Raw genomic sequence first — 22161 nt, 5'->3', positions numbered from 1 at the left:
CAGGGCAGCTGCCGGCCAACCGACCTCGCGTGTCACACCTGTCCCGCTGTCGGGCGACGTTCGGCGTGCCCGGGCTCGTTCGTGGTTCGTCCTCGTCCGTGCCGCCTAGCCTGCCGCGGTGCGCCACTCCTTCCAGGTCGACCTGCGTGGCGTCGTCGACCTCCTCTCCTCCCACCTCTACAGCTCACCCGACGTCTACCTGCGGGAACTGGTCCAGAACTCCGTCGACGCCATCTCGGCCCGCGGCTCCGACGGCGTCGGGGCCGCCGTCGTCATCGAGTGCCACGAGCGGCCGGGCGCCGCCCCGGTCCTGTCCGTCGAGGACGACGGCGTGGGTCTGACGGTGGCCGAGGTGCACGAGCTGCTCGCCACCATCGGTTCCTCCTCCAAGCGGGACGCGCTCTTTGCCCCCGGGATCGACTACCTCGGCCGCTTCGGGATCGGCCTCCTGGCCTGCTTCCTCGTGAGCGACGAGATCCGGGTGGTGACCCGGTCGGTGCGGGGTGGTGCGGGCGTCTCCTGGCAGGGCCGCAGCGACGGCACCTACGAGCTCCGCGAACTGCCGGACGGCGAGGGGCGGCGCACCCCAGGGACCACGGTCTGGCTGACCGCCCGACCGGGGCTGGAGGACCACCTCCGCCCGGACACCGTCCGCGCGCTGGTCCAGCGCTATGCCGGTCTGCTGGCTCAGCCCATCGTGCTCCGTACCGCCGAGGGCTCGGAGCGGATGGCCGGGCGAGTGCTGCCGTGGCTCGGGCAGGACCGTGACGGCCTGCTCGAGTGGGGACACCAGGAGTTCGGGGAGCGATTCCTGGACGCCGTCCCGCTCGAGTTGCCGGCAGCGGGGCTGACCGGGGTCGCGTTCGTGCACCCGGAGAGCCCCAGCCCGGCGTCACGGCAGCGGCACCGGGTGCACCTCAAACGGATGCTGCTGTCCGATGCGGTGGACGGGTTGCTCCCCGAGTGGGCGTTCTTCGTCCGCGCCGTCGTGGACACCAGCGCGTTGCAGCCGCTCGCCTCCCGGGAGGGCCTCTACGAGGACGCGACCCTCGCTGCCGTCCGTGACGGGCTGGGGGCGGCCCTGCGCAGCTGGCTGACCACCGTGGCCGAGCACGAGCCGACGAGGCTGCAGGCCCTCGTCCGCGTGCACGCGCTCGCGTTGAAGTCACTGGCCGTGCACGACGACGAGCTGCTGCGGCTCTTCTCACCGTGGCTGCCGGTCGAGACGAACCAGGGCCGGATGACGCTGACCGAGCTGACCCGGCGTGGGCGGGTCCGCTACGCGGCGACGAAGGAGGACTTCAGCCAGATGGCGCAGGTCGCCACGGCTGAGGGGATCTGCCTGGTCAACGCCGGCTACACCTACGACGAGGACCTCCTGCTGCGGCTGCCGGACCTGGTGCCCGGCGTCGAGGTCGAGCACGTGGAGCCCGAGGACCTGGCCGCGGTGCTCGCTCCGGTGGCCGGGGGCGACCAGGTCGCAGCTGCAGCACTGGCCGGGCGCGCCCGGCCGGTGCTGCTGTCCTTCGACTGCGATGTCGACGTGCGTTCCTTCAGCCCTGAGTCGCTGCCCTGCCTGTACACCGCAGGCGACGCAGCGCGGTTCACCCGCGAGGTCGGCGAGACCGCCCAGGTGGCGGGGGCGTTCTGGGGTCCGCTGCTCAGTCACCTGCAGACGCCCGGACCTGGGCGGAGGGAGGCGCAGCTGGTGCTCAACTGGCGGCACCCGGTCGTGCGTCAGCTCGCGGGTCCCGTGGGTGACGGTGCGCTGCGCACCGCGGTCGAGGTGCTGTACCTCCAGGCGCTCCTCATGGGCCGTCACCCGTTGCGCGGGCAGGAGACCACGTTGTTGTCCGGCGCCCTCGGGCGCCTCGTCGAAGGGAGTCTCGGTGGCACGGAGTAGGTCGGTGCGGTCGCTGTTGCGGGAGGTCGCGGAGATGCCGCCGGGCTACGCCCGGACGGCGACCGCTGAGGAGGCAGTCCGGCTCGCCGACGCGGCCAACGACCTCGACGCGTCCTTCGAGGCCCGCGTGGCGCTGGCCTCGGCCGCGCAGCACGGTGGTGAGGCGCAGAAGGCGATGGTGGCGACCACCTGGTGCCTGGGTCAGATCGATGCCCATCCGGGGCGCTTCGCCATCGAGGACACCTACTGGGCGCTCAAGTGGTTGCCGGGCACGCTGCTCGACCTGCCGCAGGTGCCGCTGACCGACGTCGAACGGGTGCTGGCCGAGCAACGCCGCCGGTACGCCGCCGAGGGGATCGGCGAGGACGCGGTCGCCAAGTTGGCCTGGACGGTGCCGCTCCGCACGGGGCGGGTGGCCGAGGCCGTCGAGGCGCATCGACGGTGGCGCGTGGTGCCGCGCACGCCGATGGGCGATTGCCGGGCATGTGACGTCGCCGCCGAGGTCGACCTGGCCATCGCCGCCGGTGACCCGGCGCGAGCGGTCGACCTCGCCCGGCCGCTCGTCGCCGGTCGGTTGGACTGCGCCGAGCAGCCGGCCGCTGTGCTGGCCGACCTGCTGGCGCCGCTGGCCGAGCTCGGGGAGCACGAGGAGGCCGAGCGGCTGCACCAGTGGGGGCTGCGGCTGGCTCGGGGCAACCCCTCCCTGGTCGGTGCCCAGGCCCGCCATGTCCTGCACCTCGTGCGCACAGGCCGGCTCGACGACGCCGTCGACCTGCTGGCCGAACTCGTCGACGTGTGCGACCGCGGCCTGTTCGACGTCGATGCCCGGCTCATCGTGCTGAGTGCCGGTGCCGCGGTGGCTGCGTCGCTGGCCGAGACAGGTGTCACCGAGACCCCGCGTCCGCTCGGGGCTCGCCCGCGCGACACCACAGCGCTCGCCGGCCTGTTCGCCGGCGGAGCCAGGGAGATCGCTGCGGCGTTCGACCGGCGCAACGGCACCGACCTCCGGACCCGAGACGCAGAGGAGTGGCTGGGCGTGCGGCCTGTGACGGTGGTGGCACCACCGGTCGTACGGACGACCAGCCCGACGCTGCCCACCACCGTCACCGTCGCCGTGGTGCCGGCCGTCAGCGACGAGGACGCCGACACGTTGCTGGAACTGGCCCGCACCCCCCGGGGCCCGGCGGCGCCGCGACTGGCTGCGGCCGAGCGCGCACTGGCCCGGTACGAGGCGGCCGGCGACGCCGGGGGAGCCGCACGTGCCCTGGCCACCGTCGGGGAGGCGCTGCTGCGGCTGGACCGGCTCCCGGAGGCGGCTGACGCGTTGGCTCGGGCTGTGCCGGCGCTGACGGCGGACCCGGTGGAACAGGTGCGAGCGGCGCTGACGCTGGCCAGGCTGACGGCCGGGACGGCCGGCGCCGTGGACGACGAGGCCCGGCGGTGGTGTGCCGTGGCGGACACCGCCGCGGCGCGTGCCGGCACTCCGGAACTGATGGCGGGGCGGGTCGCCGCGCTGCGGGCGGAGTGGACGGTGCTGGAGCTGGGCGAGGAGCCGGCCCCTGCGGGACTGGCGGCAGCCGGCGCGGCCTTCGCGGACGCGCGCGACCTCTTGGCGGCTGACCCGCCCCTGGTGACCGACGCGTGGGCGAGCGAGGCGTGGAGCCGATCGGTGGTCGGGGACGTCGCGGGTGCACTGCAGGCGGCGGAGACCGCATGGGAACAGGTGCGGGCGCGAACCGACGACGCCGGTGTCACCGATGTCGCGCAGGTGCTCGTCCCGGCCCTCCTCGAGGCGGGCGAGGTGGACCGGGCGATCGACGTGCTCAGCGCCGTGCAGTCCAGCGAGGAGGCGCTGGACGACCCTGGTGCGGCTGGAGAGGCGGCGGCCGCGCGGGGGCGGCTGCTCCGCGACGCCGACCGCCTGGACGAGGCGTTGACCGCGGCCTGGACAGCCGTCGACCTGTTCGCCGGTGCCGGGGACGTGTCCTCCGCCGGCTGGGCCCGGCTGGACGCGGCTCGCCTGTTCCGCGACCTGGAGGAGGACCTGAGCGCCCACGACCTGTACACCGAGCTGGTCGAACGGGCAGCGGAGGACGGCGACCGGGAGCTCGAGGGCGCCGCGTCGCTCGACCTCGCCCGACTGCTGCTCCAGCACGGCGACGTGGCGGGTGCACTGGCGGCGGCGCAGCGAGCGGCCACCGCTCTGCCGACCGACGAGGCGGGAGCGCGACTGCGGGTGCAGCGCACGCTCGCGGACGTGCACGACGCAGGTGGGCAGGTCGCCGAGGCCCTCGCCGCCGGGGAGGCAGCTCTGGCCGCGATCTCGGAGGAGGACGAGGACCCGCTCCTGGTGGCGGACGTGCGCCAGGAGCACGCTGACAGGTTGGTGGTCGCCGGCCGGGCGGGCGAGGCCCTGCCGCTCTACGCCTCGGCCAGGGACGCCTACACCGACGCCGGGCAGCCCGTGGGCGTGGCGGCGACCGGCCTGCGGGAGGCAGACGCACTGCATGCGCTGGGGCGCACCGCAGAGGCGATCTCCCTGGCGGAGGAAGCCGTCGCCGTCGGACACCGTGAGGACGTGCTCGCACTCGTCGCCGACGCGCTCTGGGCCGTCGCGTCGTTCAGCCCGCCGGAGGCCGTTCGCTACGACACCGCCCTGCAGGCGTACCAGGCGGCCGGCGCGCCGGCCGAGCAGCTGGCGGAGCTCACCGCGGCCCGGGACCGTGCCCTCAAGCGCGGCCGCTCCCGCTGGCGGCGCTGAGCGAACGGCTCAGGACGGCGTGGCCCCACCGGGGTCCGCGCCGTCCTGGCTGGCCTCTTCGAGCTGCTCGACCTGCTCCGGGGTGGCCTGCTCCAGGGCGATGTCCCGGGGCTCGGGGAGGTCGTCGTCGGTCGGCGTCGTCATGACGACACCCTGACCCCACTCCGACGCGCACGCTAGGTTGCTCGGGACCTCGACCTGGCAGGAGACCCGTGTTCGGCTTGTTCTCGCGCTTCTCGCGGGTGGTCCAGGCGCGGCTGCGCGGCTGGCGGCTGCCGCTGGCCGTCATGGTCTTCGTCTTCGTGACCAGCTGGCCGGCGATGGCCCTGGTGGAGGGCGCCGACAGCGACATCGCCGCGCCGGCCAACTACTGGTGGTACTTCATCGTCACCGCCGCCACCGTGGGCTACGGCGACTTCTTCCCGGCCTCGGCCGGCGGCCACGTCGTCGGGGCCTACGTGATCATCGGTGGCATCGTCACGCTGACGTTGCTGTTCACGCGGCTGGCCGACTACCTGCAGTCGGTCCGCAGCCGGCGCCTGAAGGGTGTGGAAGAGCTGGATCTGATCGATCACGTCGTCGTGCTGGGGTACTTCCCGGGCCGCACCGAGCGGATGCTCACCGAGCTCGCGGCCGAGGGGCGCACCCGGGTCGCGCTGTGCGCCTGGGAGGACGTGCCGGAGAACCCGTTGCCGGAGCGGACCGAGGTGTCCTTCGTCCGCGGCGACCTCAGCCACGCCGACGTCATGACCCGGGCCAACGTGGCCGCGGCCCGCTCCGTGGTGATCGACGGGCGGGACGACAACGAGACGCTGGCCATCGCGGTGGCGGTCCACCACGCCGGCCCGGACGTGCACAAGGTCGCCGCGCTGCGCGACCTGGACCGCCGGGACAACCTGCGCTACGTCGACCCCCGGATCGCCTGCGTGCAGTGGCACATGCCCTTCCTGATCACCGAGGAGGCGCTGGACCCCGGGCTCACCGAGGTCTACGGCGACCTGATGAGCAGCCACGGCCACGGCAACACCTACTCCGTCCAGCTGCCCTCCGGGCACCGGCTGGGCACCTTCGGCGACTGCCAGGTCCGCTTCGGTCAGGCCTTCGGGGCGACGGTGCTGGCGCTGCGCGGGCCCGACGGCCTGACGGTCAGCCCGGCCTGGGACACCCCGGTGGCCGAGGGGACGACGCTCTACTACGTCGGTCGCCGCCGAATCGAGGCCGGCGAGGTGCTCTCCGCCCGCTGAACCGACCGTTGCGTCGGCCGACCACCTCGTCGATGCTGACCGCCGCGGACCCACCACAGCGAGGAGCGGGCTCGATGCAGCAGTCGGCGACGCAGCGCAGCGGCAGCCGGGCAGGGCGGTGGCAGGCCCGGATGACGGCCGGCGTCGTCGGCTACCTGGTGTTCGTCGAGTTCACCAGCGGGGTCCTGCAGGGGTACTACATCCCGCTGCTCACCGACATCGCCCGGCACCTCGGCATCAACGACGCCGACGTCAACTGGCTCGAGGCCGGCCAGCTGATGCTGTCGGCGATCGCCGTCCCCGTGCTGGCCAAGCTCGGTGACCTGCGCGGGCACCGCCGGATGCTGCTCTGGTCGGCGGTCGTGGTCGCGGTGGCCACCATCGTGCTGGCGTTCGCCCAGACCTTCCCGGTCTTCCTGCTCGCCTGGGCGGTGCAGGGCGTCTACGCGGCCTGGCTGCCACTGCAGGTGGCGCTGATCTACAGCCGGTCCCGCGGGCTGCCGGACACCGCGGCCCGCACCCGGCGCGCCACCGGCCTCATCGTCGCCGCGCTGCAGCTCGGCGCCATCGTGGGCGCGCTCAGCGGCGGGGTGATCGGCGACCTCCTGGGCGACGCGCTCTGGCTGGTGCTGCTGGCCCCCGGCGTGCTGGTCGTCGGGGTGGTCGTGGTCGTCTGGAGGCTGGTGCCGGAGGGGACCGACCGGATGCAGGGGGTGGTCGACTCCGGCGGTGCCGCGCTGTTGACCGCGATCCTGCTGGTGGTGACCGGGGGGCTGACGTTCGTCCGGCTCAACGGGGCGGAGCAGGCCTGGCCGTGGCTGGTGGTCGCAGCCGGACTCCTCCTGGTGGTGCCGTTCGTGCGGTACGAGCTGCGGCAGCCGGACCCGCTGGTCGACTTCCGGGTGCTGCGCAGCTCGGCGATGTGGCCGGTCCAGCTGACCGCGGGGCTGTTCGGGGTCAGCGTGCTGGGCGCGCAGGGGCCGCTGTCGACGTTCGCCCGCACCGACCCGGACGTCTACGGCTACGGCCTCGGGCTGTCGACCAGCTCGGTGTCCCTGGTCATCGGGGCCTACGTGATCTCGATGCTGGTCGGGGCCAGCCAGTTCGCCCGCGCCTCGCGGCTGACCACCCCGCGGCTGACCCTGATCGGGGCGGCGGCCCTGGTCGCCACCGGCTACCTGCTGCTGGTGCCCTTCCACGATCAGCTCAGCGAGGTGCTGGCCGGCATGACGATCGCCGGGGTCGGTTCCGGTGCGCTGGTCGCGGCCCTGCCCGCTGCGGCGGCCGCCGCCGCTCCGGCCGGCCGCACCGCCGTCGCGACCGGGCTCACCAACACCACCAAGGTCATCGGCGGCATGTTCGCGTCGTCGGTGTTCGCCCTCGCCCTCGCCGCCGGAGCCCCGCTGCTGGCCGGCGGGGTGGAGGGCACGGCCGGATCGCTCACCGGGTACGTGACGGTCTGGACCATCTGCGGCACCACGGCGCTGATCGCCGCCGTCGCACTGGTGTTCGTCCCGCGACTGGCCTTCGCCGACCCCGAGCAGATCGAGGACCGCGCCGCCGCGGTCCGGGAGGAGACAGCTGGATGAACCGGACGCTGCTGACCACCGGAGCCGCCGTGGGGGCCGGCGCCGCCCTCACCCGGGTGCGCCGCTTCCGGCCGCCGGCCCGACCGGAGGTGCCGCACGCGGACGTCGGGGCGATCGACGCCACCCGGGCCGCCGATCACCTGGCACAGCTGATCCGCATCCCGACCGTGTCCCGGCGCGACCCCGAGCAGGTCGACCAGTCCGTCTTCGGCGCCTTCCGGGAGCGGCTGGCCGAGCTCTACCCGCGGACGCACCGGGAGCTCGAGCTGGAGCTGCTGGGCACCGGCGCAATGCTGTTCCACTGGCGCAGCGGCAACGGCGCGCAGCCCCTGGTGCTGATGGCGCACTACGACGTCGTGCCGGCCGACGGACAGGCGTGGACCCGCGACCCGTTCGCGGGCGAGGTCGTCGACGGCGTGGTGCACGGCCGGGGGGCGATCGACGACAAGGGCGCCCTGGTCGCCGTCCTGGAGGCGGTGGAGTCGCTGCTGCACGAGGGCTTCCGCCCGGCCCGGGACGTCTACCTCTCCTTCGGCAACGACGAGGAGGTGGCCGGCACCGGGGCGCGGACGGCGGCCCAGACGCTCGCCGCGCGCGGCATCACGCCTTGGGCGGTGGTCGACGAGGGCGGCGCCGTGGTCACCGGGGTCTTCCCCGGTGTCCCCGGGCCGATCGCCGTCGTCGGCATCGCCGAGAAGGGGGTCGTGGACCTGGAGCTGACCACCGAGGACGCCGGCGGGCACGCGTCGTCGCCGGTCCGCGGCGGCGCGACCGCACGGCTGGCCCGCGCGCTGGTCCGGCTGGACGAGCAGCCCTTCCCGCCCCGGGTCAGCGACGTGGTGCTGGCGCTGGTCGACACCGTCGGCCGGCACGCCCCGGCCGGGCACCGGGCGCTGTACGCGCACGCCGCGCTGCTGCGGCCGGCCCTCGCCGGCCTGCTGTCCCGTGCCGGCCGGGAGGCCAGTGCCCTGGTGCGGACGACGGTGGCGATCACCCAGCTGGAGGGCAGCCGGGCACCCAACGTGCTCGCGACCCGGGCCCGGGCGATGGCCAACGTCCGGGTGGTGCTCGGGGAGACCGCCGAGTCGGCGATCGAGCGCATCCGCGGGGTGATCGACGACCCGAGCGTGCGGCTGGAGGCGACCCGCGCCGACGACCCGTCGCCGGTGTCGCGGACGGACAACGAGGCCTGGGCGACGCTGACCGCGGCGATCCGGGCGGCCCACCCGGCGGCGACGGTGACCCCGTACCTGATGGTGCAGGCCAGCGACGCGCGGCACTTCGCCCAGATCAGCGACAGCGTCTACCGGTTCATGCCCTTCGACCTCAGCTCGGCGCAGCTGGCGTCCCTGCACGCCGCCGACGAGCACCTCACCGTGGCGGCGCTGGCCCGCGGGGTGGCGTTCTACCGGGAGCTGCTGCAGCGGTCGTGAGCTCGGCCGTCACCGCGGCGACCGCGGCAGCGGGGGAGGGCAGCCGGCCCGAGGCCAGCACCGCCCCGTCGACGATCAGCGACTCCACGGCGATGCCGGCCCGCACCGAGCGCCGCAGCGCCGCGCCGCGCAGGCCGCGGCGGCGCCCGTCGGTGACCAGGGCCGGGACCAGCCAGAGCCAGTTCGTCGGCGCGACGACCTCCACGGCGACGTCGTCGGGGAGTGCTGTGCGCAGCGCTCGGTAGACCGCGCCGACCTCGTCGGCCGGGACGGCGTGCCGGTGGCCGCCGCCCTCGTCGAAGGGGCGGGCGGCCCCGCTGCAGCAGCCGCCCGACCCCGCGGCGGCGCGGGGCCCCCGCACCAGGACGACGCGGTGCCTCACTGCCGGTCGTCGCGGGACGTCTGGCCCAGCTCCGACTCGTCGGTGGGGGACGTCGGGTTGGCCCGGGCGACCGCCGGGTCGGACGTGCCCCGCGCCTCGGCGCCGGGCAGGGAACGCTCGCGGAACGCCGTCCGCAGCGCCAGGGCGGCCTCCACCATCAGCCAGATCGCCAGGAAGAAGATCAGCGCGTCCAGCGGGGCGAGCACCCAGTTGTCGGCCTCGACGAAGTTCCGCAGGTTGGCGATGAGCGCCCAGGAGGTCATCGCCAGCAGGAACACCAGCGGGATCAGCACGGCCAGCGGGTTGCGGCCCTGGCGGGTCACCCACACCGCGATGACCGACAGCGCCAGCCCCGCGGTCAGCTGGTTCGTCGTCCCGAACAGCTGCCAGAGGACGCCGAAGGTGTAGCCGGCCTCGCCGCCGCCGGGGAGCAGTGCCATCGCCAGCGGGATGAGCACCGCGACCGTGGTGGCGAGGGTGAGGTTCCGGGCCAGCGCCCGGACCTTGATGATCTCGCCGATCTCCTGCACGACGTAGCGCTGCAGCCGCACGCCGGTGTCCATCGTGGTCGCGGCGAAGCTGATGACCACCACGGCGGCGAAGATGGTGGCGAGGTCCAGCGGGACGCCGATGTTGTTGGCGAACACCGCGACGCCGTTGACGAAGTTTCCGGTGGCGCCCCCGGAGGCGGTGGCGAAGTCGGGGTAGAGCGCCTGCCAGTCGGCCTGCGAGGCGGCCACGCCCGCGGTGGCGGCGAGCACGGCGCCGGTGGCCAGCGAGCCCTCGCCGACCGCGCCCATGTAGCCCACGTAGCGGGCGTCGGGTTCGGTGTCCAGCTGCTTGGACGTCGTCCCCGAGGAGACCAGGGAGTGGAAGCCGGAGATCGCGCCGCAGGCGATGGTGATGAACAGGAAGGGGAAGAAGCTGGGCGAGCCCTCCGGGACGTCGTTGACCACCGGGGCCTGGATGGTGTTCATCCCGACGATGACGCCGACCGCGATGACGGCCAGCGCTATGAACAGCTGGTGGCTGTTGATGTAGTCGCGGGGCTGCAGCAGCACCCACACCGGGATGCGGGAGGCGATCCAGGTGTAGGCGAACAGCAGCACGACCCAGACGTTGCGGGTCTGCTCGACGCCCAGGGCCTCGGCCAGGCCGTCGAGCTCGATCGGGAAGGCGTTGCCGACCAGGATCAGCGCGTACAGCACGATGACGCCGGCGATCGAGGGGATCAGCGCCGAGGAGCGGGTCCGGTAGATGTACTGGCCGATCAGCATGGCCAGCGGGATCTCGACCACGATCGGGATGACCGCGCCCGGGTTGGCGACGAACAGGTTGCCGATGACCACCGCGAAGACGGCGTTCACCAGGGTCAGCAGGAAGAAGATGATCGCCAGGAACAGCATCCGGGCCCGGCCGTTGACCACCTCGCCGGCCAGCGTCCCGATGCTCTTGGCCTTGTGCCGCACCGACACCACCAGCGACCCGAAGTCGTGCACGCCGGCGGCGAAGATGGTGCCGAGCACGATCCAGGCCAGCGCCGGGCCCCAGCCCCAGAACACCGCGATGGCCGGGCCGACGATCGGGGCGGCCCCGGCCACGGAGGTGAAGTGGTGGCCGAAGAGCACGTGCTTGTTCGTCGGCACGTAGTCGACGCCGTCGTTGAACTCGTGCGCGGGCGTGCGGAACGCCGGGTCCAGGACGTAGACCTTGCGGGCCAGGTAGCTCGAGTAGTACCGGTAGCCGAGGAAGAACAGCACCCCGACCACGGCGGCCACGGCGAATGCGGGCACGGACAACCCCCCACGTCCTGGGTGGCCGAGTGGCCACCGCAGGGCGAAGAGTAGACAGTTGCTGTGACCGGCACCACGACCCTGGGCGCGGCGGTCCGGTCCGCCGGCGTCGCCGAGCTGGTGTGGCGGCGCAATGGCCAGCCACCCGGCGCACTGGGCGTGGTGCCGCTGTGGCTGGGGGACCGGGCGGCGGTGGCCCTGCCCTGGGCCCAGGTCGAGGCGGCGCGCGCGGCCGCCGCGGGTGACGGAGCGGCGCTGGTCCTCTCCGACCCGCGGCTGACCGGCCCCGGCTGGGAGCCGCTGGTGGCCACCGGACGGCTCACCCTGGTCGAGGACGGCGACGGCAGCCTGTTCACCGAGCAGCTGCTGGACCAGGAGCTGCGCAAGCACCCGCCGTCCCGCGCGCTGGCCGATTCACCGATGCTGCGCCGGGAGCACTGGTGGTACCTGCCGCGGCTGGTCCTGCTGCTGGATGCCGTGGACGTCGTCCCCGTGGGGCGCCGCGACGGCCCGGCCGACGCGGTGCTCGCCGTCGACGACGACGGGCTGCACGTGCGCACCGTCCGGGTCGCCGACTGGGACGCCGACCCGCTGTCGTTGACCGGGGCACCGCCCGACGCCCGCGGACCGGCCGTGCTGGTCGGTCAGGAGCTGTCCGTGCCCGACGTCGAGCGGTGGACCGTGCACGTGACCAGCGGCCACGCCGCCGACGGCCGGCTCACCGGGGTGCAGCCGGCCGAGGACCGGGCCCTGGAACCGGTGCCGGGCCTGCGCGCGCGGGTGCGGCGACAACGGGCGCTGGAACGTGGGTGCGTCCAGGCACTGCGGGCCGCCGGCCACCGCTGAGCGGCCCGGGGGTCAGTCGGTCGGGTCCTCCGCCGGGGGGGCGGGCAGCAGGCTGCTGAGCATCCGGGCGGTCATCTCGACCAGGGGCAGGTGCCGGGTCAGCGTGCGGGGCTGGGCCCGGGAGGACACGCCGCAGAGGGTCCCGTACACCGTGCCCTCGCGGGTGACCAGCGGGACGCCGATGTAGGCGGCCACCCGCTCGGCGTGCCCGGTCATCAGGTCGCGGTAGGCGGGGGTCGCGGCGGCGACCGTGGCGACCCGGGGCCCGATCCCGCTGACCATCGTGTGGCAGAAGCTCTGCTGCCAGGGCACGATCGTGCCCTGCGGGATGACCTCCTGGGGGTGGGCGTACAGGACCACCTGAGCCGGCTCCTCGAGGTGGGTGACCATCCACACGTCCAGGCCGACGGTGCGGTGCAGGAACGCGAGCGAGGCTCGGGCGGCCGCCCTCCAGTCCTCGAAGGGGACGACGTCGCCCACGACGAGCGGGACCATGCTCCCGATGATCCGCCTCCTCGGGCAGGCGTCAACGTCCGCGGACGGGGTCGATCCGGTACCGGTGCGAACCCACCGTAGCGTGGTCTTCCGATGACGCTCGGCGACGGCTGGGGTGGCTGCCCGTCGGTACCGTGCAGGGCATGACCACGAGCAGGTCCGCCGGGCCCAAGCCCGCCGGTGAGCCGGTCCGGCCCGGCGTCCTGCGCTGGCTCTGGTACGCGATGGGCGGCGGACTGCCCGAGCGGCACGCCAGCTGGGTGCTGCACGACACCACGACCGCCACGTGGGGCTGGCGGCACGTGCTCCGGGCGGGGGTGCAGATGGCGGTGCCGATCGCGCTGGTCCTGCTGTTCGTCCCGGGCCCGTTCTGGATCCGTGGGATGACCGCGCTCGGCGGGCTGCTGCTCGGGCTGATCTTCTCCTTCGCCTACATGACCGAGACGACCGAGAACCGGGTGAAGAAGGCCGGCTACCCGGTCGGCACCGCCCAGACGGTCCGCGACCGGGCGCAGGCGGGCCGGGACGCCGAGCAGACCGCCAGGCGGCGGGCGGCAGCGGACAAGCGGGCCGCCCGCTACCGGGAGCGTCAGGGGCGCTGAGCCCCCGGGGCGTCGAACCAGGTGACCTGGTCGGGCGCGGCGGTGAACGGGTTGGCCCACTCCGACGGGGCGCCGGTGATCGGCTGGGCGTCGGTGACGACGACGAACGGCGTCCCCGGGTAGACGGCGAGCACCCGGGTGGGGGAGGAGAGCTCCTCGGTGCGCTCGATCAGCTCGCCGCGGCGAAGCTGCTGCGTCGTACGGCGGCCGGACAGCTGCTCGCCCACCTCGGCGACCCACTGGGCGCCGTCCTGCCCGAAGGCGATCGAGTGCACCCGCTGCCCGGGCGGTGCGGGCTCGCAGCCGGCGAACTCGGCCAGGGCCTCGTAGAGCCGTTCGGCCTGCTCGTCGTCGCTGGCTCGCGGGAGGAAGAAGGCCACCATGGCCGCCATCCTCGCCGAGCCGACCGACACTCCTGACCGCTGGTCGGGGTCAGCCGAGTCGGCGGCGGAGCAGCTCGTCCTCCTTGCGCAGCACCACCGCGACCAGCTCCCGTACCGCGCCCTCGGCCTGCCGGCCGATCAGCGGGGCGTCGACGGTGGCGTCGCCGGTGACCGTGGACCGGGTGCCGGCGGGGTCCGGGAGCAGCCGCCGCTCACCGGTGACCTGGACGACCCGGCCGAAGACCTCGGCCTGCACGTCGAGCTCGCTGCGGTGGCCGCCGGCGCCGTCCGGGCTCCAGGCGCTGCGTTCCACGACCGAGACGGATGAGCCGACGAAGCGGGCGAACACCGGCGGGATGCCGGCGGTGGGGGCGGCGAGCCGGGCGGTGGTGCTGGTGTCGGCCACGGTCACCTCCTGGACCTGCGCGCCCAGCGCCGCGGCGCGGTCGCGCAGGAACTGCTCGTCGGTCAGGAGCGCGAGGACGGCGTCCGGGGTGGCGGGGTAGCTGCTGGCGGAGTCGATGGGCACGACCCCATCGTCGGCGGTGCGCGCCGTCCGCGCCGGGTCGACCGCACTGTGACCAGCTCGTGATCGACAACGGGGCAAGCACACCCTGAGTTGCGTTAGGCAAACCTCAGTTGCTCGTCCCGCCGGCCCGCGCCGTGCCGCACGGGCGCTGTACCACCACCCGGAAGGACCCCATGCGCCGCGCCCCGAGACTGGTCACGGTCTCCACAGCAGCACTGCTCGCCGGCGGCCTCGCCGCCTGCTCGTCGAACTCGTCGGCCGTCGAGACCGAAGCCGCCGCGGACTTCACCCCGATCACCGTCGAGCACGCCTTCGGGACGACGACCATCGAGTCCGAGCCCGAGCGGGTGGCCACGGTGAACTGGGCGAACCACGAGGTGCCGCTGGCCCTGGGCGTCGTCCCGGTCGGCATGGCCGCTGCCAACTTCGGCGACGACGACGGCGACGGCATGCTGCCGTGGGTCTCCGAGCGGCTCGAGGAGCTCGGCGGCGAGACCCCGGTGCTGTTCGACGAGACCGACGGCATCGACTTCGAGGCGGTCGCCGACACCGACCCCGACGTCATCCTCGCCGCCTACTCGGGGCTGACCCAGGAGGACTACGACACGCTGAGCGAGATCGCGCCGGTCGTGGCCTACCCGGAGGCGCCGTGGGCGACCCCGTGGCGGGAGATGATCCAGGTCAACGCCGCCGGCATGGGCATGGCCGGGGAGGGTGACGAGCTCATCGCCGACATCGAGCAGGACATCGCCGACACCGTCGCCGAGCACCCCGAGCTCGAGGGCAAGTCGACGATGTTCCTCACCCACGTGGACACCGCCGACCTCAGCGAGGTCAGCTACTACACGCCCTACGACACCCGCAGCGCCTTCTTCACCGACCTCGGGCTGTCCACCCCGTCCAGCGTGGCCGAGGCCTCCACCGACAGCGAGCAGTTCTCCGGGACGGTCAGCGCCGAGCAGGTCGACGTGTTCGACGACGTCGACATCATCGTGACCTACGGCGGCCAGGAGCTGGTCGACGCGCTGAACGCCGACCCGCTGCTGTCGCAGATCCCGGCGGTCGCCAACGGGTCGATCGTGCTGCTCCCCGACACCCCGCTGGGCACCGCGGCGAACCCGACGCCGCTGGCCATCTCCTGGGTGCTCGAGGACTACGTCGCCATGCTCGCCGAGGCTGCTGACAAGGCAGCATGACCTCGGTCCTGGCCACCCCGGCCCCGGACGCCGCCGTCGTGCGGCGCCCGGGGCCGGTCCGGTTCCTCTGGCTGCTGGTCGTGGTCGGGCTGCTGGTCGCCCTGATGGCCCTCTCGGTCGCCGTGGGTTCCCGCGGGGTCGGCTGGTCCGACATCGTCGCCGCGCTCGGTGGGTCCACGGAGAACATCGGACAGGCGGCGGTGACCAAGCGGATCCCGCGCACGGTCCTGGCGGTGGTCGTCGGCGCTGCGCTGGGCCTCTCCGGCGCGGTCATGCAGGGCGTCACCCGCAACCCGCTGGCCGACCCGGGGGTGCTCGGGATCAACATGGGCGCCTCGCTCGCGGTGGTCGCCGGCATCGCCTGGTTCGGCCTGTTCTCGGCGACGAGCATCGTGTGGACGGCGATCGTCGGCGCCGCCGTCGCGGCGGTCTTCGTCTACGCCGTCGGCTCCCTGGGCCGGGGTGGGGCGACCCCGCTCAAGCTCGCCCTGGCCGGCGCGGCCACCTCGGCCGCGCTCACGTCGTTCATCACCGCGGTGGCCCTGCCCCGCGGTGACATCGTGGAGAACGTCGTGTCCTGGGAGATCGGCGGTGTCGGTGGGGCCACGTTCGCCGGCATCGGCACCGTGGCTCCGTTCCTCCTCGTGGGGCTGGTCATCAGTCTGCTGTCCGCGCGCAGCCTGAACTCCCTCGCGCTGGGCGACGAGCTCGCCGCCGGCCTCGGCGAACGGGTCGCCCTCGCCCGGGGCGTGGCCGCGCTCGGGTCGGTCCTGCTGTGCGGCGCCGCCACCGCGGTCGCCGGGCCGATCGGGTTCGTCGGGCTCGTCGTCCCGCACCTGTGCCGGCTGCTGGTGGGCGTCGATCACCGCTGGCTGCTGCCCTTCTCCGCGATCGCCGGCGCGTGCCTGCTGACCGGCGCCGACGTGCTCGGCCGGATCGTGGCCCGCCCGACCGAACTGGACGTCGGCATCCTCACCGCGATCATCGGCGCCCCGTTCTTCATCGCGATCGTCCGCCGGCAGAAGGTGCGCGAGCTGTGACCGCCGTCGTCACCCCACTGCCCTCGACCGTCGACACCGTCGCCCGGGGGCGCGTCCGCCGTGCTGCGCGCCGGCGGCTGGTGATCACCCTGCTCGCGCTCGCCGTCGTGGTCGCCTTCGCGGTGACGTTGATGGTGGGGCGCACCTTCTACCCGCCCGGGGACGTGCTCCGCGTCGTCCTGGGCTCCGACGTCCCCGGGGCGTCCTTCACGGTCGGGACGCTGCGGCTGCCGCGCGCCGTCCTCGCGGTGGTGGCCGGGCTCAGCTTCGGCCTGGCCGGTGTCACGTTCCAGACGATGCTGCGCAACCCGCTGGCCAGCCCCGACGTCATCGGCATCACCTCGGGGGCCAGCGCCGCGGCGGCCTTCGCGATCGTGATCCTGGGCTGGTCCGGCACGGCGGTGTCGGTCACCGCGATCGTGTCGGCGCTCGGGGTGGCGCTGCTGATCTACATGCTGGCGTTCAAGGACGGCGTGGCCGGCACCCGGCTGATCCTGATCGGCATCGGCGTCGCCGCCATGGGCAAGAGCGTCACCTCCTACGTGCTGTCGAAGGCCGGGGCGTGGGACTTCGCGGAGGCGCTGCGCTGGCTGACCGGCAGCCTCAACGGCAGCACCTGGGAGGCCACCGTGCCGGCCCTGGTGGCGCTGCTGGTGTTCGGGCCGGTCCTGCTCGGGCAGACGCGGGACCTCTCCGCGCTGCAGCTGGGCGACGACACCGCCTCCGCGCTGGGCGTCCGGGTGGAGCGCACCCGGATCATCGCGATCGTCGCCGCGGTCGCCCTGCTGGCCTTCGCCACCGCCGCGTGTGGTCCGATCGCGTTCGTGTCGTTCCTGGCGGGCCCGATCGCGGCCCGGCTCGTCGGGCCGAACGGCTCGCTGCTGGTGCCCGCCGCGCTGGTCGGGGCGCTGCTCGTGCTCGTGGCCGACCTGTGTGGCCAGTACGCGTTCGGCACCCGTTACCCGGTCGGCGTGATCACCGGCGTGCTCGGGGCGCCCTACCTCATCTACCTGATCGTCCGCAGCAACCGCACCGGAGGCTCCCTGTGACCGCCACCCACTCGCTGGCAGCCGAGGACCTCACGCTCGCCTACGGCGAGCGCACCGTCATCGAGGGCCTGGACCTGCTGGTGCCGCCGGGGCGGATCACCGCGGTCGTCGGGGCCAACGCCTGCGGGAAGTCGACGCTGCTGCGGTCGATGTCGCGGCTGCTGGCCCCGCGCAGCGGTCGGGTCCTGCTCGACGGCAAGGCGGTGCACCGGCTGCCGGCCAAGGAGCTGGCCCGCACGCTGGGCCTGCTGCCGCAGTCGCCGATCGCGCCGGAGGGGATCACGGTCGCCGACCTCGTCGGCCGGGGGCGGCACCCGCACCAGCGGGTGTTCTCCCGGTGGAGCAAGGAGGACGACGCCGCGGTGGCGGCCGCCCTCGACGCGACGGAGACGACGCCACTGGCCGACCGGGCCGTCGACGAGCTCTCCGGCGGTCAGCGCCAGCGGGTGTGGATCGCGATGGCGCTGGCCCAGCAGACCGACCTGCTGCTGCTCGACGAGCCCACCACGTTCCTGGACGTCGCCCACCAGATCGAGGTGCTCGACCTGCTGACCGACCTCAACCGGACCCGCGGGACGACGATCGTGATGGTGCTGCACGACCTCAACCTGGCCGCCCGCTACGCCGACCACCTGGTCGCGTTGTCCGGTGGGCAGATCCACGCCGCCGGCACCCCGGAGGACGTGCTCACCGAGGAGTGCGTGCGCGCCGTCTTCGGCCTGGACAGCCAGGTGATCGTGGACCCGACGTCGGGCAAGCCGCTGATGCTGCCGATGGGCCGCCACCACACCGCCCCGCGCGCCGACGTCCTGCAGGGCACGTCCGGGAGCTGACCCGCCGAGCCCGTCGGTGGGCAGGGGCGGCGGTGGTCAGCGGTTGGTGGAGAGCACGACGTCGTCGACGTAGGTGATCCCGGTGGTGGGCTGCGAGTCGCGGTACTGGCCGATCTTCAGGTAGGACCCGGAGTCCATCATCGTGCGGCCGTACTGCCAGCCGGCGCGCTGCACGCCGTCGACCCAGGCCTCGGCCCCGCCCGTGGCCGGGTCGTTGGACATCACGAAGTGCACGTTCACGTCGAACCACTCGCCGAGCCGGAACTCACCGGCGGGCAGCAGCACCTGGCTCTTGCCCTCCATGCCGACGCGGAGGAGCAGGTCGTTGTCGTCGGACAGGCCCAGGGTGATGGCGGGGGAGGAGATCCCGGTGTGCCACTGGGTCAGGATGTAGAACCGGCCGTTCTGCTCCTGCTCCATGGACGGGTCGACCATGAGCCGCTGCTGGAACCAGCCCTCGAAGCCCTCGGTGAGGGCGGTGGCCGACCTGTCGGCGGAGGAGGGGGACAGCTCGGAGCGCTCTCCGCCGGCGGACCGGTCGCCCTGGCGCAGCTCGAAGCGGGCGACCCGGTTCCCGTCGATGACGGGGAACGTCGTGCGGGTGGGCGAGCCCTCCGACGCCCACCCGGGGCACAGGCTGGACGACGCCGCGGTCTCGTGGTTCTGGACGTGCACCCACACGCCGCAGTCCAGTCCGCTCTCGAAGTCGTCGGACCACAGCACGGTGTTCCCGGCGGGCCCGCGGCCGGCGGCGACCGGCTGCGGTTCCGCAGTCGGTTCCGCGGTCGGCTCGGGTGTCGGCGTGGGTGTCGGCTCAGGCGCCGGTGTCGGTGTCGGCTCCGGTTCCGCGGTGGGTGCGGCGGTGGGCGCCGGAGACGTCGTGGCGGGAGGCCGCTCCTCCACGGGTGCGCTGGTGGTGGGCGCGGGCGACTCGGTGGCCTTGGGCTTCTTGTTGGCTTGGCCCCGCGGACCCTCGGTGGTGACCTGGACGTCGGACTCAGCGCTGGTGACGGCGGTCGGACGGTCCTCGCGAGCGGCGTTCGCGACGGTGGAGCCGGTGAGGAGGGTGGCCAGTGCGAGCGCGCCGACGGCGGCAGCTCGGCGGGTGGGGGAGAGCGACATGGGGGGTCCTGTTCAGGCGTGGGGGTGAGCCACGCCCGGACGGGTGGCGATAGAGGTATCGGCTGGGTCCGGGAGAAAGCGGAGCGCTCGTCAGGGTGAGACGGTGACGGGTGCGGGGGCCCATTCGGTGTCGGGCCACACCGGTGTGCCGAGGACCGGGCGCCATGTCGGGCTCAGCCGGGGTGGCCCGCGCTGATGGCGGTGCGGCGGTAGGCCGACAGGAACAGGTGCTGCCCGGAGGACGGCGAGACGTCCAAGAGGACGGCGTCGTGGCCAATGGCCTCCGGCGGGTGGCCCCAGTCGTTGAGGCGCGGCCGTGGGACTGCGGGTTGTCGCCGACGGCCATCCGGCAGGTGCACCGCAACCTGCCGCGCGCGCCCACCGGCGCGGGCGCGGTGGTCCCTGCAAAGGTGCTGGTCAACGTGGTGGGGCGGGTGGGGCTCGAACCCACGACCCAGGGATTATGAGTCCCGTGCTCTGACCGGCTGAGCTACCGCCCCGATGGTAGGCTGACCAGCGGTTTCACTGCTCAGTCCTACTATCGCCTCAGCACGCTTGCGTCGCTTGTCAACGCGTTGTCAACGCGCGACCCAACCGACCGAGGCTCCCAGGATAGGTGTTCACCTCATGGCGATCCGCAGGCGCAAGAGCACCGATGGGAAGCGCACGACATACACGGTCACGTGGCGCGAGGGCGGCGCGCGGGACGGCCAGCAGCGCGGTGTGACGGTCTCCCGGCTGGACGAGGCCAAGCGCATCGAGGCCGCGATCGTCGCCGCCGGGGGTCACCTGCCCGAGGAGCACCGCCACCTGCTGCGCGGTGCCCGGCGCGTTGACACGTCGGAGTCTGTCAACGTGCCGGCCGAGGTCGAGCAGAGCGTTCCGGCAGCCCTAGAGGCACCGACCTTCGCCGACTACGCCGAGCAGCACGTCGCCAACCTGACCGGCGTGGAGGAGGGGTATCGGGCGCAGTACCGCCGGGACGTTGCACGGCACATGACCCCGGTGTTCGGCGACCTGCCGCTGACGGCCGTCAACCGCAGCCTCGTGCGCGGCTGGCTGCGCGGCCTGGAGGCCGGCACCCACCCGTGGCTGGTCGGCAGGCCGCCCTTGGCCTACCGCACACGCAAGCGGCTGGCCACCGAGGCCGGCGCCGTCATGCGCGCTGCCCTGGCCGACGAGCTGATCGTTCGTGACCCGTTCGTCGGGGTGCGGGTCGGCAAGCCCGAGCACACCGCCAGCCGACAGGAGACGATCAGGGCGCTGACCCACGACGAGTGGCGCCGGCTGGAGGCCGAGTTGCCGGCCGGGGTCTACCGCGACCTGGCCACCGTGGCGGTGGGGACCGGGCTGCGATGGAGTGAGCTGACCGCTCTGGAGTGCCGGCACGTCGTGCTCGATGACGGTCGCCCGCGGGTCGAGGTCCGCCAGGCGTGGAAGGACACCCGTGCCGGCAAGGCCGACCGCTACGAGATTGGGCGGCCCAAGTCGGACCGGTCGGTGCGCGAGGTGACGGTCGGCGCCGGTGTCGCACAGGTCCTGGCCCGGCTGGTCGCCGACCGGCCAGAGGACGCCTACGTGTTCACCACGCCTGCCACCAGCGGCACCCACGCCGGTCGGCAGGGCGGAGCGCCGATTCGCTCGGCCAACTACCGCCACCGGGTGTGGGCGCCGGCGGTGGCCCGTGTGTTCCCGCATGGTCGGGGCGTTCGCTTCCACGACCTACGGCACACCCACGCCAGCTGGCTGATCAACGCGGGCCGGCCGCTCACCGAGGTTCAGCGGCGGCTCGGTCACGAGTCGATCCAGCTGACCAGTGACACGTACGGCTGGCTGCTGCCCAGCTCGACGGACGCTGCGGTGGCGGCGATCGAGGCCGCCATGGCCGCCGAGGCTGAGGTCGCCTGAGTCGTGGCGGCGGCGGGTCACTCGTCGCCGGCGGTGTGGCGGTCGGGGCTGCTGGGGTCCGGCGCTCAGCGTTGTCGGTGTGACCTAGGCCACTGCAACCTGTCCGTAGGTCGAGCTGTGTGTCTCCGGCAGTCCTGTTGTGTCTCTGGCTGTCTCGGGTGTCCGGGGGCGGGTCGGAACCGGTGTCGCACGGCGCTGGCCAGGGCAAATGCGGGTGCCTACCTTGGCGCCGTACCGACCACGCTCCGCCCCGGCTTACCTCCGGTGGCGGCCTCAGCACCTTGCGAGGCGCCTCATGACCACCCCCGCATCCCGCGCACTGCAGTCTCGGATCGCCGCCCACCGCTCGTGGGCGGCTACGTCTGACCGCTCGGCCCGCACAGCGCCGGCCCGAGCTGCCGCTGACCGCCGGTTCGAAGATCAGATCGACCCCGAGCGCACGTTGCCCGAGCTCGAACGCCGTTGGCGAGCCGACCAGGCGCGCAAGGCGCACTACCTGGCCATGGCACTCAAATCTGCCGAGGTCCGGCGCGCCAAGGCCCAGCGCAGCACCGCCGCGGCGCGCGCGCAGTTGGCGACCGCCACCGCCCAGCAGCACCCGGCTGCGGCCTGACGGTCTCAACCACTGACGAGGCCGGGGTGCCCGCCCCGGCCGTCGCCCACCGCTAGACCCCAGCCTCTACTGGAGCCAGAGCCATGATGACCCACCAGCGCCGCCGGGCACAGCCCCCGTCGTTGCCCCCGTCCCCTGACGCCGACACCCTGAACACCTGGTCGACGCCCCACGGCCAGGGGGTGCTCGCCGGCTGCCCCACGTGCGCGAGCCTGAGCCACCACCGGCTCGACTACACCGACCGCGCGGTGCGGCGCGGCCGTTGCGGTCACCACTACGTCGTGAGCGTGTCGTGACCCGCCGGATGGCCGGGTTGGCCTCGACTCCGTGGGCGACGCGCATGGCGCTGACCGAGCAGGCCGCCGTCGTCGACGACGTGACCGGCGAGCTGATCGGCTGGTGCCTGCCCGACACCCCTGACGACGCCCCGCACGACGTCC

General features: G+C 73.6%; 20 protein-coding genes and 1 tRNA gene. 13 read left to right on the top strand and 8 right to left on the bottom strand.

Going from position 1 to position 22161, the window contains the following annotated elements; all coding sequences use genetic code 11:
* Positions 1-118: 118 nt before the first annotated feature.
* Positions 119-1903, top strand: a complete 1785-nt coding sequence (locus tag IN07_RS23475; RefSeq protein ID WP_036341504.1) for an HSP90 family protein — start codon at positions 119-121, stop codon at positions 1901-1903.
* A complete protein-coding gene (locus IN07_RS23470) occupies positions 1890-4664 on the top strand; it encodes a hypothetical protein (protein ID WP_156119364.1) in 2775 nt (924 codons plus the stop codon). The genes IN07_RS23475 and IN07_RS23470 overlap by 14 nt, the downstream gene beginning before the upstream one ends.
* Positions 4665-4673: 9 nt before the next feature.
* Here the strand turns inward: IN07_RS23470 and IN07_RS26825 are convergent, their stop codons facing one another.
* Positions 4674-4808, bottom strand: coding sequence for a hypothetical protein (locus tag IN07_RS26825; RefSeq protein WP_269429986.1), 135 nt, complete (start codon positions 4806-4808; stop codon positions 4674-4676).
* Between the two features lie 68 nt (positions 4809-4876).
* On the opposite strand from IN07_RS26825, the gene IN07_RS23465 reads away from it, so the two are divergent.
* From IN07_RS23465 to IN07_RS23455, 3 genes are all read left to right on the top strand, one after another.
* On the top strand, positions 4877-5908 hold the full coding sequence (locus IN07_RS23465; RefSeq protein ID WP_052091708.1) for an ion channel: 1032 nt from the start codon (positions 4877-4879) through the stop codon (positions 5906-5908).
* A gap of 74 nt (positions 5909-5982) precedes the next feature.
* Complete coding sequence (locus IN07_RS23460) at positions 5983-7497, top strand: MFS transporter (protein WP_231558552.1); 1515 nt, start codon at positions 5983-5985, stop codon at positions 7495-7497.
* A complete protein-coding gene (locus IN07_RS23455; RefSeq protein WP_081975659.1) occupies positions 7494-8930 on the top strand; it encodes a M20/M25/M40 family metallo-hydrolase in 1437 nt (478 codons plus the stop codon). The genes IN07_RS23460 and IN07_RS23455 overlap by 4 nt, the downstream gene beginning before the upstream one ends.
* Here the strand turns inward: IN07_RS23455 and IN07_RS23450 are convergent.
* Together IN07_RS23450 and IN07_RS23445 are read right to left on the bottom strand one after the other, a co-directional pair.
* Entirely contained in the window at positions 8869-9312 is a 444-nt protein-coding gene (locus IN07_RS23450) for a hypothetical protein (protein ID WP_052091707.1), read from the bottom strand. The two genes, IN07_RS23455 and IN07_RS23450, sit on opposite strands and share 62 nt — an antisense overlap.
* On the bottom strand, positions 9309-11105 hold the full coding sequence (locus IN07_RS23445) for a carbon starvation CstA family protein (RefSeq protein WP_036341499.1): 1797 nt from the start codon (positions 11103-11105) through the stop codon (positions 9309-9311). Before IN07_RS23445 ends, IN07_RS23450 begins: the two co-directional genes overlap by 4 nt.
* Before the next feature lie 63 nt (positions 11106-11168).
* Between IN07_RS23445 and IN07_RS23440 the strand changes: the two genes are divergently transcribed.
* Positions 11169-11951, top strand: a complete 783-nt coding sequence (locus IN07_RS23440; RefSeq protein WP_036341496.1) for a hypothetical protein — start codon at positions 11169-11171, stop codon at positions 11949-11951.
* 12 nt (positions 11952-11963) lie between these two features.
* On the opposite strand, the gene IN07_RS23435 is transcribed toward IN07_RS23440, so the two are convergent.
* Positions 11964-12446: a GAF domain-containing protein gene (locus tag IN07_RS23435; protein WP_036341493.1), complete on the bottom strand. Its 483-nt coding sequence runs from the start codon at positions 12444-12446 to the stop codon at positions 11964-11966.
* Positions 12447-12589: 143 nt separating this feature from the next.
* Between IN07_RS23435 and IN07_RS23430 the strand changes: the two genes are divergently transcribed.
* Positions 12590-13048 (top strand): DUF5313 family protein, encoded by a 459-nt coding sequence (locus tag IN07_RS23430; protein WP_036341490.1) that lies wholly within the window; start codon positions 12590-12592, stop codon positions 13046-13048.
* On the opposite strand, the gene IN07_RS23425 is transcribed toward IN07_RS23430, so the two are convergent.
* Positions 13036-13440, bottom strand: coding sequence for a hypothetical protein (locus tag IN07_RS23425; protein WP_231558551.1), 405 nt, complete (start codon positions 13438-13440; stop codon positions 13036-13038). The genes IN07_RS23430 and IN07_RS23425 overlap by 13 nt on opposite strands.
* A 40-nt stretch (positions 13441-13480) precedes the next feature.
* The gene (locus IN07_RS23420; RefSeq protein ID WP_036341484.1) at positions 13481-13960 is read right to left on the bottom strand and encodes a DUF2505 domain-containing protein; all 480 of its coding nucleotides are present in this window, start codon (positions 13958-13960) and stop codon (positions 13481-13483) included.
* Between the two features lie 173 nt (positions 13961-14133).
* On the opposite strand from IN07_RS23420, the gene IN07_RS23415 reads away from it, so the two are divergent.
* The 4 genes from IN07_RS23415 to IN07_RS23400 are packed head-to-tail and all read left to right on the top strand — an operon-like array spanning position 14134 to position 18078.
* A complete protein-coding gene (locus tag IN07_RS23415) occupies positions 14134-15156 on the top strand; it encodes an iron-siderophore ABC transporter substrate-binding protein (protein WP_036341482.1) in 1023 nt (340 codons plus the stop codon).
* The gene (locus tag IN07_RS23410) at positions 15153-16196 is read left to right on the top strand and encodes a FecCD family ABC transporter permease (protein WP_036341479.1); all 1044 of its coding nucleotides are present in this window, start codon (positions 15153-15155) and stop codon (positions 16194-16196) included. The genes IN07_RS23415 and IN07_RS23410 overlap by 4 nt, the downstream gene beginning before the upstream one ends.
* Positions 16193-17245 carry a FecCD family ABC transporter permease gene (locus IN07_RS23405; protein WP_036341477.1) on the top strand — a complete coding sequence of 351 codons (1053 nt, stop codon included), beginning with the start codon at positions 16193-16195 and terminating at the stop codon, positions 17243-17245. The genes IN07_RS23410 and IN07_RS23405 overlap by 4 nt, the downstream gene beginning before the upstream one ends.
* Positions 17242-18078, top strand: coding sequence for an ABC transporter ATP-binding protein (locus IN07_RS23400; RefSeq protein ID WP_036341474.1), 837 nt, complete (start codon positions 17242-17244; stop codon positions 18076-18078). Before IN07_RS23405 ends, IN07_RS23400 begins: the two co-directional genes overlap by 4 nt.
* Positions 18079-18114: 36 nt before the next feature.
* On the opposite strand, the gene IN07_RS23395 is transcribed toward IN07_RS23400, so the two are convergent.
* A complete protein-coding gene (locus IN07_RS23395) occupies positions 18115-19200 on the bottom strand; it encodes a heparin lyase I family protein (RefSeq protein WP_036341471.1) in 1086 nt (361 codons plus the stop codon).
* 423 nt (positions 19201-19623) lie between these two features.
* Positions 19624-19700 (bottom strand) — tRNA-Ile (locus IN07_RS23390).
* Positions 19701-19827: 127 nt separating this feature from the next.
* Between IN07_RS23390 and IN07_RS23385 the strand changes: the two genes are divergently transcribed.
* Both IN07_RS23385 and IN07_RS26085 read left to right on the top strand, forming a co-directional pair.
* Positions 19828-21108, top strand: coding sequence for a tyrosine-type recombinase/integrase (locus tag IN07_RS23385; RefSeq protein ID WP_156119363.1), 1281 nt, complete (start codon positions 19828-19830; stop codon positions 21106-21108).
* Between the two features lie 442 nt (positions 21109-21550).
* Positions 21551-21721, top strand: a complete 171-nt coding sequence (locus tag IN07_RS26085; protein WP_197058621.1) for a hypothetical protein — start codon at positions 21551-21553, stop codon at positions 21719-21721.
* Positions 21722-22161: the final 440 nt, after the last annotated feature.

The organism is Modestobacter caceresii, from assembly GCF_000761485.1.
In the GTDB taxonomy this organism is placed as follows: Bacteria; Actinomycetota; Actinomycetes; order Mycobacteriales; family Geodermatophilaceae; genus Modestobacter; species Modestobacter caceresii.
This window is presented reverse-complemented; position numbering and strand designations above follow the sequence as displayed.

What these genes read in the sequence shown, in the direction of transcription:
- IN07_RS23430 (WP_036341490.1), top strand. Translation starts at nt 12,590, where the DNA reads ATGACCACGAGCAGGTCCGCCGGGCCCAAGCCCGCCGGTGAGCCGGTC.
- IN07_RS23410 (WP_036341479.1), top strand. Translation starts at nt 15,153, where the DNA reads ATGACCTCGGTCCTGGCCACCCCGGCCCCGGACGCCGCCGTCGTGCGG.
- IN07_RS23435 (WP_036341493.1), bottom strand. Translation starts at nt 12,446, where the DNA reads ATGGTCCCGCTCGTCGTGGGCGACGTCGTCCCCTTCGAGGACTGGAGG.
- IN07_RS23395 (WP_036341471.1), bottom strand. Translation starts at nt 19,200, where the DNA reads ATGTCGCTCTCCCCCACCCGCCGAGCTGCCGCCGTCGGCGCGCTCGCA.
- IN07_RS23455 (WP_081975659.1), top strand. Translation starts at nt 7,494, where the DNA reads ATGAACCGGACGCTGCTGACCACCGGAGCCGCCGTGGGGGCCGGCGCC.
- IN07_RS23385 (WP_156119363.1), top strand. Translation starts at nt 19,828, where the DNA reads ATGGCGATCCGCAGGCGCAAGAGCACCGATGGGAAGCGCACGACATAC.
- IN07_RS23425 (WP_231558551.1), bottom strand. Translation starts at nt 13,440, where the DNA reads ATGGCGGCCATGGTGGCCTTCTTCCTCCCGCGAGCCAGCGACGACGAG.
- IN07_RS23415 (WP_036341482.1), top strand. Translation starts at nt 14,134, where the DNA reads ATGCGCCGCGCCCCGAGACTGGTCACGGTCTCCACAGCAGCACTGCTC.
- IN07_RS26825 (WP_269429986.1), bottom strand. Translation starts at nt 4,808, where the DNA reads ATGACGACGCCGACCGACGACGACCTCCCCGAGCCCCGGGACATCGCC.
- IN07_RS23460 (WP_231558552.1), top strand. Translation starts at nt 5,983, where the DNA reads ATGCAGCAGTCGGCGACGCAGCGCAGCGGCAGCCGGGCAGGGCGGTGG.